Here is a 17,513-nt window from a genome sequence, read left to right as displayed (position 1 = left end):
CCCATGTGGGAGCGAGCCTGCTCGCGATGGGGCCAGCGAAAACACCCTCCAATCAAGCAATGCCAAGCACTTTGGCCAAAAACGGCGCCGTCCGGCTCTTTTTGCTTTTGGCGACTTTTTCCGGCGTTCCCGCCACCACAATCTTCCCACCCTGATCCCCGGCCCCCGGTCCGATATCGATCACCCAGTCACTCTGCGCCACGACGCGCATTTCGTGCTCGACAACGATCACCGAGTGCCCCGCTGTCACCAGCGTATTCAACTGTTCGAGCAAACGATCGACATCTCGCGGATGCAAACCGGTGGTGGGCTCGTCGAGTACGTAAAGCGTCGCCCCACGCTGATTGCGTTGCAGCTCGGTAGCCAGTTTGATGCGCTGGGCTTCACCGCCCGACAACTCGGTCGCGGGCTGCCCCAGGCGCAGGTAACCCAGCCCGATGTCCCGCAGCACTTCTAGCGAGCGGCGAATGCCCGGTTGCTCGGCGAACACCTCGACCGCTTCATCCACCGTCAGCTGCAACACCTGGGCGATGTTCAAACCCTGCCAGATAATCGCCAGTGTCTCGGGGTTGTAGCGAGCGCCGTGGCACGTCGGGCATGGCGCGTAAACGCTGGGCATGAACAGCAATTCGACGCTGACAAAGCCTTCACCTTCGCAGGTCGGGCAACGGCCCTTGGCGACGTTGAAGGAGAACTGGCCCGCGTCGTAACCCTCGGACTGTGCCTGGGGAGTCGCCGCGTACAGCTTGCGCACGTTGTCGAACAGGCCGGTGTAGGTCGCGAGGTTCGAGCGTGGCGTGCGACCGATGGGCTTCTGATCGACTTGCACCAGGCGCTTGATCGAGTCCAGCCCCGCCGTGACCTGACCGCCACTGACTTGCAGAGCATCGTCCTCAAGGCTCAGTGCTTCGGCGTCGCTATCACTGGCCGCACGCCCGAGATGTGCACCGACCAATTCCAGTAGCGCCTGGCTGACCAGGCTCGATTTTCCGGAACCGGAGACACCCGTCACCGACGTGAAACAGCCCAATGGAAATTCCGCGCTGAGGTTGTTCAGGTTATTGCGCGTGATGCCCTCCAGTCGTAACCAATCGGTCGCCTTACGGCTGATTCGGGGCTCGGTTACGTGCTCGGCGAACAGGTAGGCGCGGGTCTGCGAGTTCGTCACAACCGCCAGTCCTGGCGGCGGCCCGCTGTAGAGAATCTGCCCCCCATGTTCACCCGCCGCCGGGCCGACGTCGATCAGCCAGTCCGCACGGCGCATCGTTTCCAGGTCGTGCTCGACCACAAACAACGTGTTGCCAGCGGCTTTCAAGCGTTGCAGCGCTTCGAACAGCGCCTCGCCATCCGCCGGGTGCAGGCCGGCCGACGGTTCGTCCAGCACGTAGATCACACCGAACAGCTGTGAGCCCAACTGCGTCGCCAGGCGCAGTCGTTGCAACTCGCCGGACGATAACGTCGGCGTGCTGCGCTCCAGCGCCAGGTAACCGAGCCCCAGATCGGTGAGTGTGCTGACCCGTTCCAGCAAGTCCTGGGCAATGCGTTGCGCGGCCAGGCGCTTCTCCATCGACAGGTTGGGCGTGTGGCGCACATCGGGGGCATTGGCGTGCCCACTGGCGCCGTGGGCCACGCGTTGCTCACGAGCCTCACGGGTTTGTGTGTGGGTCAGCACCTCGCCCGCCTCATCCGCCTGATCGAGGTAGCTGTGAGCCGCCACCGGTTTCAGCACGTGCGCCACTTGCAGCAACGGCATCCGCGACAGCTCGCCAATGTCGTATCCGGCGAAGGTCACCGACAACGCTTCGCGCTTGAGGCGTTTTCCGTCACATAAAGGGCAAGGACTGCCGAGCATGAATTGCGAGACGCGCTTCTTCATCAGCGCGCTTTGGGAATGGCTGAAGGTATGCAGGATGTAGCGCCGGGCTCCGGTGAACGTGCCCTGGTAACTCGGTTCCATGTTGCGCTGGAGGGCGACTTTGGTTTCAGCCGGTGTGAGCCCGGCGTACACCGGGACCGTCGGTGTTTCTTCGGTGAAGAGAATCCAGTCGCGCAGCTTTTTCGGCAGATCGCGCCAGGGTTTGTCGACGTCGTAACCCAGGGTGACCAGAATGTCGCGCAGGTTCTGTCCCTGCCAGGCCGTGGGCCAGGAAGCGACGGCACGCTGGCGAATGGTCAGGCTCGGATCAGGCACCATCAGCGCTTCGGTGACTTCATACACCCGGCCCAGGCCATGGCACTCGGAACACGCGCCCTGGGGCGTGTTCGGCGAAAAGTCTTCGGCATACAGCATCGGTTGCCCCGGCGGGTAACTGCCGGCCCGGGAGTAGAGCATGCGGATCAGGCTCGACAACGTGGTTACGCTGCCCACCGAAGACCGTGTGCTCGGCGTGCCGCGCTGTTGCTGCAAGGCGACGGCGGGGGGCAAGCCTTCGATTGAGTCCACGTCCGGCACCCCGACCTGATCGATCAACCGGCGTGCATACGGCGCCACGGATTCGAAATAGCGGCGCTGTGCTTCAGCGTAGAGGGTCGAGAACGCCAGCGACGATTTCCCGGAACCGGAGACACCGGTGAACACCACCAAGGCGTCCCGAGGGATGTCGACATCGACATTTTTGAGATTGTGTTCCCGGGCGCCGCGCACCCTGACCATGCCGGAGGGAGGGTTGGAGGTGTGCTTGGACGTCATGGGCGGCCTTAAACGATGATTGAACGAGATCCAACTGTAGGAGCTGCCGAAGGCTGCGATCTTTTGATCTTGATTTTCAGCGGTATCCCGAACAATCAAAATCAAGATCAAAAGATCGCAGCCTTCGGCAGCTCCTACAGGGGTTCGGGGTTCGGGGTTCGGGGTTCGGGGTTCGGGGTTCGGGGTTCGGGGTTCGGCATTCAGGGTTCGGGGTTCAGGGTTCAGGGTTCAGGGTTCAGCCATTGAGGACTGTGCGTACCATTCGGGTGAGTGCTTCTGGCCCATAGGGTTTGCTCAGCAAATACGTATCGGGGCTGAGTTGGTGATTGCGCGAAATAATGTCACGAGTGTGGCCGGAGGTGAACAGCACCGCCAGCGGTGGCGTCTGCATCTTGGCCCAGGCGGCCAGGTCGGAACTCTTGATCAGCCCGGGCATGACCACGTCGGTGAAAATCAGGTCCACCGCCACGCCTTCCAGCAACATCTGCATGGCGGCGTCGCCGTTGGTGGCGGTCAGTACCTGATAACCCTCTTCACGCAATAATTCCACGGCCGAAACCCGCACCGCTTCATTGTCCTCGACCACCAGAATGGTTTCGTGCCCACCTCGGTGCTGCGCATCATGGCTAGCCGTTTCACTCTGCAACGGACGCAGGCTGCGGGGAAAATACAGCTGCACCCGAGTGCCCTGCCCCTCGATGCTGGACATCTCGATATGCCCGCCGCTCTGTTTGACGAAACCAAACACCATGCTCAGCCCCAGGCCGGTGCCGTGGCCGTCGGCCTTGGTGGTGAAGAACGGTTCGAACGCCTGTGCAAGCACCTGCGGCGACATGCCGACACCGGTATCCGTCACCATTACACAGACGTAGTCGCCGGCGGTGATGCCCTTGCCCGCACAAAAACGGTGATCGAGGTGGATGTTCTCGGCGCTCAGGCCGATGGTCCCCTCACCTTTCATCGCGTCACGGGCATTGATTGCCAGATTGAGGATGGCGTTCTCCAGTTGATTGCGATCCACATACAGGTGCCAGGGCACTTCAGGGGTGGTCACATTGATCTGAATGGTTTCCCCCAGCGCCCGCTGCATCAGTTCCGCCAGGCCTTCGAAGATCTGCCGTGGAATGAACACGGCCGGCGACAATGGCTGGCGACGCGCGAACGCAAGCAATTGCGAAGACAGTTTCGCACCGCGTTCGACGGCGGCAATCGAAGCGCTGACCCGGCGCTGCACGTTGACATTGTCTGGCTCGTGTCGCGCCAGCAAATGCAGGTTGCCGGCGATCACTTGCAACAGGTTATTGAAATCATGGGCCACCCCGCCAGTGAGACCGCCAATGGCTTCAAGCTTCTGTGATTGCCGCAATTGCTCTTCAGCCGCCAGCCGCGCTTCAACTTCGTCGGCGACGCGTTGCTCCAGGTTGCGGGTGAATTTGAGCAAGGATTCTTCGGCGATTTTGCGCTCATGGATGTCGATCAAAACGCCGGGAAATCGAAACGGCTCGCCCTGCGCATTGAACTCGCAACAGCCACTCGCCAGCACCCATGAGTAACTGCCATCAGGACGCAACACGCGGTATTCGGCGTTATACGGTTCACCGGTTGCCACCGATTGATTGACCTGCTCCTGGACCCAGCTGCGGTCGTCCGGATGGATCCGCGCTTCGGCGATGTCGATGGGCAGGTCGGTCAGGTCCTGATCGGGCGAGTAGGAAAACGTGCGGGCGAAGCGCTCGTCACCGGACAGCACATTGGCCTTGATGTCCCAGACGAACGAGCCGAGCAACGCCCCGGCATTCAGCGCCAGACGCACCCGTTCGTTGTCGGCACGATAGGCAACTTCGGCGGCCAGTCGCCGGCGTTCGGAAATCATATGGTCAGTGGTTTCGACCACTATCGCCATGACCCCGGCCGGTGCCCCGTCGTCATTGGCGACCGGGCTGTAATGGAGGTCCATCCAGACGTCTTCGGGGACGCCATCGCGCAACAGCACCAGGACTTTGTTGGTATAGGACAAGGTCCCGCCCGCCAGGCACGTATCGACCACATTCCGATTGAACTCGGCGACCTCCGGCCAGCCCAGTTCCACCGGGGAACCCAACAGGTAAGGATGACGGCCACCGGCAAAGATCGAGTAAGCGTCGTTATAGATCATGTAACCGGGCCGCCCCCACAGCATCACCATCGGCAGTGGCGAAGCGAGCATCAACTGCACCGCAGCGCTCAGACTCCGGGGCCAAGTGTCGATAGGGCCAAGCTCGGTCGTGCTCCAGTCGAACGCGCGAATTCGCCCGGCCATTTCACCGTTCCAACCCGCACACCCGTGGCTATCGTCTAGAAACTGCATCGCCTGATTCTGTGTCCCTGTCATTGGCGCCCGTTTGTTTCGAGCATCGTGCGCGCCAATGGTTTCATAGAGGTATAGCTGAATCATCCTGTGCCGGGAACTTACCCGTCGAGCTCTGTAGGAGCTGCCGCAGGCTGCGATCTTTTGACTTTGCTTTTCTAAGATCAAAAGATCGCAGCCTGCGGCAGCTCCTACAGGGGAAATCGGGGCAAGCCATTACACCTCGATCAGGTGCTTGAGCGGGTGGTACCCGGTTTTCAGCGTGGCGGCGACGTCGAGGATGGCCTTCTCGATGCCGTTCAAATGCATGCAGGTCAGTTCGATGGCGGCGCTTTGGTTGCCGGCTTCGATGTACTCGATCAGCCGCAAGTGTTCGTCATCGCGACAGGCTTCGTGGCTGTCGTCATCCAGCGCAGCCGCGTACAGCGAGGCGCGGGAAATCAGCTTCTGGAACCAGTCCAGCAACACCGGGTTATTCAGGCTGCGCGCGAGTTTGATGTGGAACTCGCCGAGCAGATGAATCAGCCGCTCATGGTCGCCACTGCGGTGCGCTTCATCTTCCAGCAACAGGTGATCGCGCAGGTCCTGGGTCACGGCTGTATCACGTCGGCGGCACAGTTCGCTGACGATGCCGATCTCGATCAGGCGCCGGGTTTCGAACAGCGAACGAATCTCTTCGTCACTCGGTAACGACACCGACGCACCTTTGTTGGGTTCGGTGGTGACCAGGCCATCGGCTTCCAATTGCTTGAGCGCGGCACGCACCGACGTCCGGCTGACATTAAAAAGTTCAGCCAACGACGACTCGCCGAGCTTCATGCCCGGGCGTAACGAACGTTTGCTGATCGCCTCGTAAACCCCTTGGTAGACGCGGTCGACCGTCGTTTCCAGTTTCTTCTCCGCCATTCGAACACTCCTTTAGCGCTAAACAACCCACCCCTGGCGGATGAACAGCCATTGCAAAAGGGGGTTGCACGAGCAGATTAATCCGGGTATTTCTAAATTGCATCCAGATATTGCATACAATAATTAGAGGATTGCACCATTATGGGTCAACCAATCGCAATCGAAGTGCGTAACGTCTCCAAGCGGTATTCCGACGATCCGGGGCTGGCTCCAGCCCTCGACAACGTTTCAGTCGACATTGCCGACAATGAATTCTTCACCCTGCTCGGCCCCTCCGGCTGCGGCAAAACCACCTTGCTGCGCACCATCGCCGGCTTCGAACAGGTCAGCGAGGGCGAGATCCGTCTCGCGGGCGAACCGGTCAATGACCTGCCGCCGTTCAAGCGCCGGGTCAACACGGTGTTCCAGAGCTACGCGCTGTTTCCGCACATGAGTGTTGCGCAGAATATCGCCTTCGGCCTCGAGATGCAGGGTCTTGATCACAAGCAAATTGCGCAGCGCGTTGATGAGATGCTGGCACTGGTGCAAATGCAGCACCTGGCCCAGCGCAAACCCGCCGAGTTGTCCGGTGGTCAGCAGCAACGGGGGGCTCTGGCCCGGGCCCTGGCGCCGAAACCCAAAGTGTTGTTGCTCGACGAACCGCTGTCGGCCCTCGACCTCAAGCTGCGCAAGGAAATGCAGGTCGAACTCAAGCGCGTGCAGAAGGAAGCCGGGATCACCTTTATTTTCGTCACCCATGATCAGGAAGAAGCCCTGACGCTGTCCGATCGCATCGCGGTGATGTCCGCCGGCAAGATCCTGCAGATCGGCAGCCCCAACGAAATCTACGAACGGCCCAAGCATCAGTTCGTCGCCCAGTTCATCGGCGACATCAACTTCCTTCCCGGCCACCTCAAGCGCGGCCAGCAGAACGAAAAACTCTTCGTGCCCAGCGGCATGCCGGTGGAAATCCCCTGCCCGGCTCAAGGCTTCGACGGCGCAAAAGTGCAACTGGCGTTCCGCCCGGAACGTTCGCAACTGGTCGACCCCGCACAACCGCATCATCTGCGCGGAGTGATCGAAGCGGTGTTGTATGTCGGCACCGCCACCCTTTACCAGTGTCGGTTGAACAACGACATCAAGGTCATGCTGCGCGAGAACAACGAAGGCCTGGACCGCGGCCGGGTGGTCGGCGACCGCGTGGCGGTCAACCTGCCGCCCCACGCCTGCCTGTTGATGGAGGCCTGAGATGAGCGTCAGCAGCACTTCTCCCGCCCTCAACCGCGTGCTGTTACTCAGCCCGGTGGTTCTGACCTTGCTGGCCCTGATCGCGATTCCACTGGGCATCATGGGCTACATCAGCCTGCTGCCGCGCAACGTGTATGGCGGTGTCGACTGGCAGGCCAACTGGCAATTGCAAAGTTACGTGCAGCTGTTTTTCCAGGAAGGTTTCGACGGTGAACTTGAGTTGAACTGGGTTTACGCCCAAGCGCTGTTGCGCTCGGTGTTCCAGGCCGGTGGCACCACGCTGCTGTGTTTCCTGTTCGGCTTCCCGGTGGCCTTGTGGATGTCGAGCCTGACACCGCGCCGACGCAACCTCATGGTCTTGCTGATCACCATTCCGTTCTGGACCAACCTGCTGATCCGCAACTATGCGTGGCTGATCATCCTGCGCGAGCAGGGCTGGGTCGCCCAAAGCCTCAACGCGCTGTTCCCCCAGGCCGGCGGTATCACCCTGCTCTACAACGACTTCGCGGTCAGCGTCGGGCTGGTCTACAGCTTCCTGCCGTTCATGATTTTGCCGATCTACTCGACCCTGGAAAAACTCGACTGGCGTCTGGTCGAAGCTGCTTACGACCTCGGCGCCAATCGCTGGCACGCGTTGAAGCGGATCATCCTGCCGCTGTCGATGCCGGGGGTGATTGCCGGTGCGCTGCTGGTGTTCGTGCCGAGCCTCGGCGCTTTCATCACTCCAGCGATTCTCGGCGGTGGCAAGACGCTGATGATCGGCAACCTGATCCAGCAACAGTTCGGCACCGCGCGCAACTGGCCGCTGGGCAGTTCGCTGTCGTTCCTGCTGCTGGGGATTCTGCTGCTGTCCCTGGTGCTTTACGCCCTCTATAGCCGCAGCGCGGCAAAAACGCTTCGTCGGGGAGCCACCGCATGATAGCCCTGCACCTGAAAAAACTGCCGCTGACCCGCGAAGTCAGCCTGCTGATCCTGGCCTATTTGTACTTGCCGATCCTGGTGCTGATTGCCTACAGCTTCAACGCCAATCGCTCGGCGACGGTGTGGACCGAGTTTTCGTTCGCCTGGTACGGACGAATTCTGGCTAACCCGTCGATCCAGACGGCGGCGCTGAACTCGATCATTGTCGCCAGCATCGCCACGGTCTGCGCCACGGCCATTGCGTTGCTCGCGGCGTTGGCGACTTACCGGCCGTTCTACGGGCAGAAGATGGTCGAAGGCGGGATCAACTTACCGCTGATCCTGCCGGAGATCGTCACGGCCGTGGCCACCTTGCTGCTGTTCATGGCACTGGGGATCAAGCTCGGTTTGCTGACGGTGATCGTTGCGCACATCGGCTTCTGCATTCCCTTCGCTTACCTGCCGATTCGTGCGCGGCTCAATGACCTGGACAAAAGTCTGCTGGAGGCGGCGAACGATCTGTACGCCAACCCCTGGCAGGTGTTTCGCCGGGTGACGTTGCCGCTGCTGTGGCCGGCGGTGCTGTCCGGTTCGGTGCTGGCCTTCGTGGTCAGCCTCGACGACTTCATCATGACGTTCTTTGTCGCCGGCCCGGGTTCCACCACGTTGCCGGTGTACATCTTCTCGGCGATCAAGGCTGGCGTGACGCCGGAGATCAACGCGATCTCGACCTTGATGCTGGTGATTTCCATCGTGCTGGTGGTGCTGGCCTTCTGGCTGGGACAGCGCGGTAAAAACCAATGAGTCCTTCCCTTCTGGAGCGTAAAGCGATGATCTTGAAAACCATGCGTTATGGCGTCGCCGGTCTGGCCCTCAGTTGCTTCACTGTCTTTACCGCACAGGCCGCCGAGCCCAAGGAGCTGTTCTTCTATAACTGGACCGATTACTACCCGGTCGATTTGCTGGCCAAGTTCGAAAAGGAAACCGGCATCAAGGTCACCATGGACGGCTACGACAGCAACGAAACCCTGTTGGCCAAGTTGCAGGCCGGCGGCGCGGCGTATGACGTGATCGTGCCCTCCCAATCGATCATGCGCACATTGATCAATCAGGACCTGTTGCTGGAAATCGACACCTCGACCCTGCCCAACTTCCAGTACGTCAAACCCGCCTTTCGCGACCCGAGTTTCGACCCCGGCCGCAAGTTCTCGGCACCGTATTTGTGGGGCACCACCGGATTCTCCTATGACAGCGCGCGCGTGCCCGGCGGCAAACTGGACGACTCGTGGAAAGAGTTCTTCGAACCGCGCAAGGAACTGCAAGGACAACTCGCCGCCCTCGACACCTCCAGCAGTGTGATCAACGCTGCCAGCCATTACCTGAACGTCGACGAATGCAGCGAAAACCCGCAGGACGCCAAGCGCATTCTGGAACTGCTGCAAAAACAGAAACCGTTCCTGAAGATGTACAGCTCGGACAACACCGTCGACCGCATGGCGTCCGGTGAAGTGATCATGATGCAGAACTGGAACGGTTCTACCGCCCGGGCCACGTTGCAGAAGAGCACGATCAAGTACGTCTATCCACGTGAAGGCCTGGCGATGTTCCAGGACAACTTCGCCGTACCGAAAAGCGCACCGCACCCCGGCAACGCTAAAATTTTCATCGACTGGATGATGAAACCGGAAAACGCCGCCGCCGTGTCCAATGCCATCGCCTATGACAACGGGATCCAGAGCGACAAGCTGATCGACGCCAAATGGCGGGTTATGGACGCCATCAACATGCCCGAAGAATTCGCCTCGCGCCTGCGGCCTGAGAAAGAGTGCAGTAACAAGGCGCGGGAACTGCAGGACCGGATCTGGGCGAAGCTCAAGGGCTGATTGCCTGGCTTGAGACCGAGTCGCGGCCATCGCGGGCAAGCCCGGCTCCCACAGGGTTTTGTGTTGATCATGGAATATGTGAACAACCCATGACCCTGTGGGAGCGGGCTTGCCCGCGATGAGGCCCGCCCAAACACCAAAAAATTTGAGGTATGCCATGACCCAACCCCGCTGGCTGCGCAATGTGCGGCCCTACGACTCCTCCGCCGAAGACCTGCTTCTAGAAAACGGCCTGTTCAAACAGCGCCGTCCGGCATCGACTGCGGCCTTGGCCCCCACCGACATCGACGGCCAAAACCAGCTACTCACCCCCGCCCTGGTGGAAAGCCACGTCCACCTCGACAAAACCCTCTGGGGCCAACCCTGGCGCCCGAACAGCGCCGGCCCGACCTTGAAGGACTACATCAGCAACGAGCGCCGCGTCCTGCGTGAAGTCGACGCACCGATTGCCCAACGTGCCGGCGCCCTGCTGGAAAACTGCATCGCCCGCGGCTCGCTGACCCTGCGCTGCCACGTCGACATCGACCCTGATTTCGGCCTGCGCCATGTCGAGGCCATGCAGCAATTGCGCGAACGCTACCGCGACCTGATCGACCTGCAACTGGTGGTGTTCCCGCAAACCGGCCTGATCAGCCGGCCCGGTACCGCCGGACTGATGCGCGAAGCCATGGCCCTGGGCGTGGAGAATGTGGGTGGCCTCGACCCGTGCGGCATCGACAACGACCCCATCGCCCAGCTCGACTTCGTGTTCAAACTGGCCAGCGAATTCGGTCGTGGCGTCGACATTCACCTGCATGACAAAGGTGAACTGGGCCTGTGGCAGATCGCGCTGATCGCCGACTACACCGAGCGCTTCGGCCGTCAGGGCCGGGTCATGATCAGTCACGCGTATTGCCTTGGGATGTTGCCGTGGAGTCAGGTCAAATCGGTGGCCGAGCGATTGTCGACCCTGGGGATTTCGCTGATGAGTTCGGCACCGGCCGATTGCGCGGTGCCGCCGTTCCTCGCACTGCGTGAGGCCGGGGTGAATGTGTGCCTGGGCTCGGACGGCATTCGCGATGCCTGGTCACCCATGGGCAATGGCGACATGCTGGAGCGTGCAATGCTGCTGGCGTTCCGTTTTGACTTGAACAAGGACGAGGAACTGGCGGCGGCGTTTGCGGCGGCAACGATGAACGGTGCCCGGGCCTTGGGCTGTGAGGGTTATGGGCTGGAGATTGGCCGGCCTGCGGACTTTTTGCTGATGCCGGTGCAGACCTTGGGTGAAGCGGTGGTTTCGCGCCCCGTGCGGCAGGTCTATCGCGGCGGCGAATTGATTGCCTCCGGTGGCCGACTGCTGGAAAGCCGCTTGTGAAGCGCATCGGCCTTAAAGCCACATGCGTGGTGGGTTTCGATGGCGCGCAACACGTGCTGTGGCGCGACGGCGAAGTGGTGTTCGAAGGCTCGCGCATTGTGTTTGTGGGGCGTGATTATCCGGGGCTGGTAGATCAATGGATCGACTACGGCAATGCGTTGATCGGCCCCGGCTTTATCGATCTGGATGCGCTGGGGGATCTTGATTCCACGGTGCTGACGCTGGACAACGGCGATGAACGCGACATGGGCCGGATGTGGTCAGAGGACTACCTGGCGGCGGGTCCACGGGAGAGTTACACCGCGGATGAAGAAGTCTTCAAATACCGTTACGCGTTCACTCAGCTGATTCGCAATGGCATCACCACGGCCATGCCGATCACCTCAATGTACTACCGTGAGTGGGCCGAGACTTACGACGAATTTGCTGCGGTGGCCGGCGTCGCTGCCAAGTTGGGGCTGCGGACTTACCTCGGCCCCTGCTACATGAGCGGCATGAGTTACTGGCGGGCCGACGGTACCTTGGGGCATCACTGGGATGAACCCCGAGGAATGGCCGGACTCGATGCGGCCTGTCGCTTTTTCAAAGATTTCGACGGCGCGCACGACGGTTTGATTCGCGGCGCATTGCTGCCGGATCGCATCCAGACCTGCACCCCGGCGCTGCTAAAACGCACCGCCGCGCTGAGCCGGGAACTGAACGCGCCGATGCGTTTACATTGCTGCCAGGGGTTCGGTGAGGTGGCGATGGTTGAGCAACTGCGCGGCACCTCGCCACTGGGCTGGTTGCAGCGACTGGACCTGTTGACCCCTCGCAGCCTATTGCCTCACGGCATTTACACCAAGGGCGATGACGACCTGCAACGCGTGGTGGATGGCGGCGCAAGTCTGGTGCATTGCCCTGTGGTGTTTGCCCGGGACGGCGAGGCGCTGAACTCCTTCGGGCGCTATCGGGCCAAGGGCATCAACTTCGCACTGGGCACTGACACCTGGCCGGCGGACTTGTTGGAGAACATGCGCCAGGGGTTGAACATCGCTCGTTTGATGGAGGGCAGCGCCGCGTTGACCCGCACCCTCGACCTGTACAACGCCGCCACACTCGGCGGCGCCAAGGCCTTGGGCCGTGACGATCTCGGCCGTCTGGCGCCGGGAGCGAAGGCCGACATCACGGTGTTCAATCTCCGCGGTTTGCACCTCGGGCCGCTGTTTGACCCGCTGAAAAACCTGGTGCTCGCCGGGCGCGGCGACGACTGCATCGCCAGCTACATCAACGGCCGCTGCGTGATGCAGGGCGGCCAGGTCCAAGGCGTTGACTACGCCGCCCTGCAACGCCAGGCCCAACAACAATTCGAAAAACTGATGCGCAGTCACAGCGACCGAGCCGTTGGCAGACCGAACTGGAAGACGCTTTTCAAACCGGCCATCCCGTTCGCTGACGACTACAGCGCACACGTGCCTTTGAGCGCGATTGATCCCCTTCTTTAGAGATGTCTGTGCGCGCACGCGGGATTATTTTGATTTGCCGACGCGGTCGTTGCAGGCGTGGACGGATGCGCCGAGGGACGGGGAACTGTTTTGGCCTGTCACCAAATAGGGTGGATGTACACGGTCGATGTAGGAGCTGCCGAAGGCTGCGATCTTTTGGCGGCCTGAAGATCGCCGAAGATCAAGATCAAAAGATCGCAGCCTTCGGCAGCTCCTACAGGGGAATGCTTATTTCAGTGGAAATCCCGGCTGCGCACGCTGATGCCGTCGAGCAACGGGCTCAGGTCACTCAGACGTCCGGCAATCAAATGCCGCACCTCCCCTTCCTTTTCCCAGCGACCGTCGACCTTGAGCAGCTGCGAGCCGACCAACACCTGCCGCTGTCGTTCGGCCAGGTCGCGCCAGACGATGACGTTGACGTTGCCGAACTCGTCCTCAAGGGTGACGAACGTTACGCCACTGGCGGTGCCCGGACGTTGTCGACCGGTCACCAGCCCGGCGACGCTGACTGGACGGCCATGTTCGACCGCCATCAGTTCTTTCGAACTGCGACAGCGCCGGGCTTTCAATTCAGCCCGCAGCAACGCCAGCGGATGCGGCCCGAGGGTGGTGCCGACACTGTTGTAATCCGCCAGCAGGTCTTCGCCCACCGTGGGTTTGGGCAACGACACCGCGTCTTCTTCCTGACTCGGCAAACCGGCGAACAAGCCCAGTTGCTTCTGCACACCCGCCACGTCCCAGCGCGCCCGATGCCGGTCACCCGCCAGCCCGCGCAACGCTCCGGCATCGGCTAATTGTTCTTGCGCGCGTGCATCGAGCCGCGCCCGTTCGCCAAGGTCGGCGATGTCGACAAATGCTCCCCTGGACCGCGCCGCCTCGATGCGTCGGGCATCGTCCTCGCGAAAGCCCTTGATCATCCGCATCCCCATGCGTATCGCCGGCTGTGCACCCGTGACCGGTTCGAGGCTGCAATCCCAGTCGCTGGCCCGCACGTCAACCGGGCGAATCTGCAAATGATGCCGCCGTGCGTCCTGCAGAATCTGGTCCGGGCTGTAAAAACCCATCGGCCAACTGTTGATCAGCGCACAGGCGAAAGCCGCAGGTTCGTGGCATTTCAACCAGCAGCTGGCGTAGGTCAGCAACGCAAAACTGGCCGCGTGGGACTCGGGGAAACCATAGCTGCCGAAGCCTTTGATCTGCTCGAAGATTTGCGCGGCGAACTCGGCGGTGTAGCCGTTTTTTTTCATCCCGGCGGCTAGACGTTCCTTGTGTGGTTCGAGACCGCCGTGGCGTTTCCAGGCGGCCATCGAGCGCCGCAATTGATCGGCCTCCCCGGGGCTGTAGTCGGCGGCGACAATGGCGATCTGCATCACCTGTTCTTGAAACAACGGCACGCCCAGGGTGCGCTTGAGCACGGCTTCCAGTGCCGGGGACGGATAGGTCTCGGGCTCCTCCTTGTTTCGCCGCCGCAGGTACGGGTGCACCATGCCGCCCTGAATAGGTCCGGGCCGAACGATCGCCACCTCAATCACCAGGTCATAGAATTTACGGGGCTTGAGCCTGGGCAGCATCGACATTTGTGCCCGGGACTCGATCTGGAATACGCCGATGGTGTCGGCACGCCCGATCATGTCGTAGGTCAGTGAATCTTCGGCGGGTACCGTCGCCAGGCTCAAGTCCAGATGGCGATGACGGCGCAGCAAATCGAAACAGCGACGAATCGCGCTGAGCATGCCCAAGGCCAGAATATCCACTTTGAGCAGCCCCACCGCGTCGAGATCGTCCTTGTCCCACTGGATGATGGTGCGATCGGCCATGGCGGCGTTTTCCACCGGTACCAGACTGTCCAAAGGTTGCTCGGAAATCACGAAGCCGCCGGGGTGCTGGGACAGGTGCCGGGGAAATCCAATCAACTGTTGAGTCAGGCTGAGTACCCGACGCAACACCGGGCTCTCGGGGTCGAACCCGCCTTCCAGCAGGCGCTCGACGGGCGGTGTCTGGTCGCTCCAGTGACCGCAGCAATCGGCCAGGGCATTGATTTGATCCGGCGGCAAACCCAACGCTTTAGCCACGTCGCGCACCGCCCCGGCGGCGTGATAAGTGCTGACCACGGCGGTCAGCGCCGCACGGGTGCGGCCGTAACGCTGGAACACGTATTGGAGGACTTCTTCGCGGCGCTCGTGCTCGAAATCGACGTCGATGTCCGGCGGTTCGTTGCGCTCCCTGGACAGAAAGCGCTCGAACAGCATGTTCATCCGGTCGGGGTCGATCTCGGTGATGCCCAAGGCGAAACACACCGCCGAGTTGGCCGCAGAGCCCCGCCCCTGACAGAGAATTTTCTGGCGCCGGGCGAAGGCGACGATGTCCTGCACGGTGAGAAAATAACTTTCGTAACCCAGCTCGGCGATCAGCCCCAGCTCCTTGTCGATCAACCCGCGCACCTTCTCGCTCGCGCCTTCGGGCCAGCGCTCGCGGAGGCCACGCTCGGTCAGTTCGCGCAGCCAGGTATCGGCGCTGTGACCTTGCGGCACCAACTCCCGGGGATACTGATAACGCAGTTGACCGAGGTCAAAGGTGCAGCGTCGGGCGATGGTCAACGTTTCAGCCAGCAGTGCTTGCGGGTAGATCAACTGCAGCACATCAAGGCTGCGCAAATGACGCTCGCCATTGGGGTGCAAGCGTAACCCGGCCTCGGCCACCGGCAGGTGATGACGGATCGCGGTCATGGTGTCCTGCAAGGCACGCCGCCCACGAGCGTGCATGTGTACATCGCCACTGGCCACTGCCGGAATTCGCAGGTCGCCGGCCAGGGTCAGCAGTGCGGCCAGCCGTCGGGTATCGTCCTGGCCACAATGCAGCTGCACCGCCAGCCACAGGCGCTCAGCGAAGGTCTGTTTCAGCCAGTGACCGTTTGCAACATCATCGACAGCGTCCGGTACCCACAACGCCAATACACCCAACAAGGGTTCGCTGAAGTCTTCGCGCACTATTTGATACTGGCCTTTCTGCGTGCGGCGTCTTGCTGCGGTAATCAGTCGGCACAGGCTTTGGTAACCCTCGAGATTTTCCACCAGCAGCACCAGTTTCGGGCCGTTCTCGATACGGATTTCGCTGCCAATGATCAGCGGCAGCTCAACGGACCTGGCTGCTTGCCAGGCGCGAACGATGCCGGCCAGCGTGCATTCATCGGTGATTGCCAGGGCCTGATAGCCCTGCTGTTTCGCCCGTTGAAAGAGCTCAAGGGCACTGGAAGCACCGCGCTGGAAACTGAAATTCGACAGGCAGTGCAGCTCGGCATACTCGACGCTCATGCGAACCAGCCTTGCAGCCACAAGGGACCGCCCTCGCCCACCGCGCGGTAGGCCCAACCCTGTTGGCCGGTACGGGTCTGGATCAGGTAATAATCGCGACGAACGTCGGCGCCGTCCCACCAACCGGACTCAATACGCTCCGGCCCCATGAGGATGCGCGTCGAGCCTTCGTGGATCGCCTGCGGTTCCGTCAATAACCATCCCGGACGCTGCACACCCGACAACCCCGCACAGGGCTGGCTATCGGCACGCGCCTGCCACGCACACTCCGGTCGGTGATCCGCCTGGAACCGCAAGCCCTGCACCGCGTCATCCCCGAGCCGCGCGCGCAAGCGTTCGCGCAGTTGCTCCCAAGGCAATGACTGCTGCGGGCGGTCGTCGAATAGCGCCTGGCATTGCGGGACAAAGCTCGGCAGATCTTCGGCTCGCAGACGGAAACCCCGGACGGGCGCCTCGACCTGGACCTGCTCCAGCCGTCCCCGGGCCAGTTCGAAGAGCATCGCCGGATCGCGCTCGGCACTGAGCAGGCCGACCTTGATCACGCTATCCGGCAACCCGGCGTGTTCCAGGTGCAGGTCGAAACGCTGGACGCCACTGTCCCGGCCGCAGAGGAATGCCGACAAATCACTAGTCAGGCGTCTTAAAGGAAACAACAACGCCTGATGGGACTGCACATCGAAATTGAGCTCGATGCGTACATCGAAGCGGTCCGGCGGCAAGTAGAACGCCAGCGCCAGTTGCCGCGCGCCGAACAAGGCGTCCAGATGCTTGAGCACCTGCGCCTCGAAACGCCGGGCCAGACTATGACGAGGCAACGCCTGCACCTGTCTCAAGGTGCGCAACCCCATCCGCGACAACGCCGTGGCCACCGCCGGTTCCAGAGCGATCCGGTCGACGGGCAACTGCCCGAGATGGTGCTGCAGGGCTTGATCGTCGGGCACCACCAGACCGTCATACGCATTGGCCAATACCCGCGCAGCCACCGGGTTCGGTGCGGCGACAATCCGATGGCGAAAACCCAGCTCGCCGAGTTCGGTGCGCAACCGCGCCTCGAACTGCGGCCAGGGCCCGAACAACCCCAGGCTGGATTCGATTTCAAACACCACGGCACGCGGGTAATGCACGCTGACCTGTGAACTGAACCGGTAAGCCCAAGCGGCCAGAAACTGCTGCCAGTGTTCGATCTCGGCGACGTCGTATTCGGCCGTGACAAAACCTTTGCTCAAGGCCTGCGCGGCGGTCATCGATTGACCCGGACGCAAGCCCAGCGCCCGTGCCGAGGCATTGACCGCTTGCAACACCCGACGCTGGGCCGGCCCGGTCAGCAGCGCCAGCGGCTCATCGGGGTCGGTGCGCTGACGCAGCACCGCGTCCAGCGCCAATTGCGGGAAAAGTATGCAAACCCAGCGCAT

The 17,513-nt window shown here is 61.5% G+C and carries 11 protein-coding genes and 1 pseudogene; 7 read left to right on the top strand and 5 right to left on the bottom strand.

Going from position 1 to position 17,513, the window contains the following annotated elements; all coding sequences use genetic code 11:
• Positions 1-52: 52 nt before the first annotated feature.
• From JFU37_RS24800 to JFU37_RS24790, 3 genes are all read right to left on the bottom strand, one after another.
• Positions 53-2,689 (bottom strand): excinuclease ABC subunit UvrA, encoded by a 2,637-nt coding sequence (locus tag JFU37_RS24800; protein WP_201119688.1) that lies wholly within the window; start codon positions 2,687-2,689, stop codon positions 53-55.
• 235 nt (positions 2,690-2,924) lie between these two features.
• A complete protein-coding gene (locus tag JFU37_RS24795) occupies positions 2,925-5,036 on the bottom strand; it encodes a hybrid sensor histidine kinase/response regulator (protein WP_201119687.1) in 2,112 nt (703 codons plus the stop codon).
• A gap of 216 nt (positions 5,037-5,252) precedes the next feature.
• Positions 5,253-5,942 (bottom strand): GntR family transcriptional regulator, encoded by a 690-nt coding sequence (locus tag JFU37_RS24790; protein WP_201119686.1) that lies wholly within the window; start codon positions 5,940-5,942, stop codon positions 5,253-5,255.
• Positions 5,943-6,083: 141 nt separating this feature from the next.
• Here JFU37_RS24790 and JFU37_RS24785 point away from each other — a divergent pair, with 141 nt between their 5' ends.
• The 7 genes and pseudogenes from JFU37_RS24785 to JFU37_RS30825 all read left to right on the top strand — a co-directional run.
• Positions 6,084-7,169: an ABC transporter ATP-binding protein gene (locus JFU37_RS24785; protein ID WP_201119685.1), complete on the top strand. Its 1,086-nt coding sequence runs from the start codon at positions 6,084-6,086 to the stop codon at positions 7,167-7,169.
• A 1-nt stretch (position 7,170) separates the two neighbouring features.
• Complete coding sequence (locus tag JFU37_RS24780; protein ID WP_201119684.1) at positions 7,171-8,088, top strand: ABC transporter permease; 918 nt, start codon at positions 7,171-7,173, stop codon at positions 8,086-8,088.
• On the top strand, positions 8,085-8,873 hold the full coding sequence (locus tag JFU37_RS24775) for an ABC transporter permease (RefSeq protein WP_201119683.1): 789 nt from the start codon (positions 8,085-8,087) through the stop codon (positions 8,871-8,873). The genes JFU37_RS24780 and JFU37_RS24775 overlap by 4 nt, the downstream gene beginning before the upstream one ends.
• A gap of 26 nt (positions 8,874-8,899) precedes the next feature.
• Positions 8,900-9,952, top strand: coding sequence for an extracellular solute-binding protein (locus JFU37_RS24770; RefSeq protein ID WP_201120075.1), 1,053 nt, complete (start codon positions 8,900-8,902; stop codon positions 9,950-9,952).
• 157 nt (positions 9,953-10,109) lie between these two features.
• Positions 10,110-11,306: an amidohydrolase family protein gene (locus tag JFU37_RS24765; protein ID WP_201119682.1), complete on the top strand. Its 1,197-nt coding sequence runs from the start codon at positions 10,110-10,112 to the stop codon at positions 11,304-11,306.
• Positions 11,303-12,790 (top strand): chlorohydrolase family protein, encoded by a 1,488-nt coding sequence (locus tag JFU37_RS24760; RefSeq protein ID WP_201119681.1) that lies wholly within the window; start codon positions 11,303-11,305, stop codon positions 12,788-12,790. Before JFU37_RS24765 ends, JFU37_RS24760 begins: the two co-directional genes overlap by 4 nt.
• A 10-nt stretch (positions 12,791-12,800) precedes the next feature.
• Positions 12,801-12,899: pseudogene (locus tag JFU37_RS30825) on the top strand (flavin reductase family protein); the annotation flags it as partial.
• A gap of 124 nt (positions 12,900-13,023) precedes the next feature.
• On the opposite strand, the gene JFU37_RS24755 reads toward JFU37_RS30825, so the two are convergent.
• Positions 13,024-16,122 carry an error-prone DNA polymerase gene (locus JFU37_RS24755; protein ID WP_201119680.1) on the bottom strand — a complete coding sequence of 1,033 codons (3,099 nt, stop codon included), beginning with the start codon at positions 16,120-16,122 and terminating at the stop codon, positions 13,024-13,026.
• Entirely contained in the window at positions 16,098-17,513 is a 1,416-nt protein-coding gene (locus JFU37_RS24750; protein ID WP_201119679.1) for a Y-family DNA polymerase, read from the bottom strand. The genes JFU37_RS24755 and JFU37_RS24750 overlap by 25 nt, the downstream gene beginning before the upstream one ends.

Source organism: Pseudomonas sp. TH41, assembly GCF_016650695.1.
In the GTDB taxonomy this organism is placed as follows: domain Bacteria; phylum Pseudomonadota; class Gammaproteobacteria; order Pseudomonadales; family Pseudomonadaceae; genus Aquipseudomonas.
Note: the sequence above shows the minus strand (reverse complement) of the source record. Positions and strands in the feature narration are given on the sequence as shown.

What these genes read in the sequence shown, in the direction of transcription:
- JFU37_RS24800 (WP_201119688.1), bottom strand. Translation starts at nt 2,689, where the DNA reads ATGACGTCCAAGCACACCTCCAACCCTCCCTCCGGCATGGTCAGGGTG.
- JFU37_RS24795 (WP_201119687.1), bottom strand. Translation starts at nt 5,036, where the DNA reads ATGCAGTTTCTAGACGATAGCCACGGGTGTGCGGGTTGGAACGGTGAA.
- JFU37_RS24790 (WP_201119686.1), bottom strand. Translation starts at nt 5,942, where the DNA reads ATGGCGGAGAAGAAACTGGAAACGACGGTCGACCGCGTCTACCAAGGG.
- JFU37_RS24785 (WP_201119685.1), top strand. Translation starts at nt 6,084, where the DNA reads ATGGGTCAACCAATCGCAATCGAAGTGCGTAACGTCTCCAAGCGGTAT.
- JFU37_RS24780 (WP_201119684.1), top strand. Translation starts at nt 7,171, where the DNA reads ATGAGCGTCAGCAGCACTTCTCCCGCCCTCAACCGCGTGCTGTTACTC.
- JFU37_RS24775 (WP_201119683.1), top strand. Translation starts at nt 8,085, where the DNA reads ATGATAGCCCTGCACCTGAAAAAACTGCCGCTGACCCGCGAAGTCAGC.
- JFU37_RS24770 (WP_201120075.1), top strand. Translation starts at nt 8,900, where the DNA reads ATGATCTTGAAAACCATGCGTTATGGCGTCGCCGGTCTGGCCCTCAGT.
- JFU37_RS24765 (WP_201119682.1), top strand. Translation starts at nt 10,110, where the DNA reads ATGACCCAACCCCGCTGGCTGCGCAATGTGCGGCCCTACGACTCCTCC.
- JFU37_RS24750 (WP_201119679.1), bottom strand. Translation starts at nt 17,513, where the DNA reads ATGCGCTGGGTTTGCATACTTTTCCCGCAATTGGCGCTGGACGCGGTG.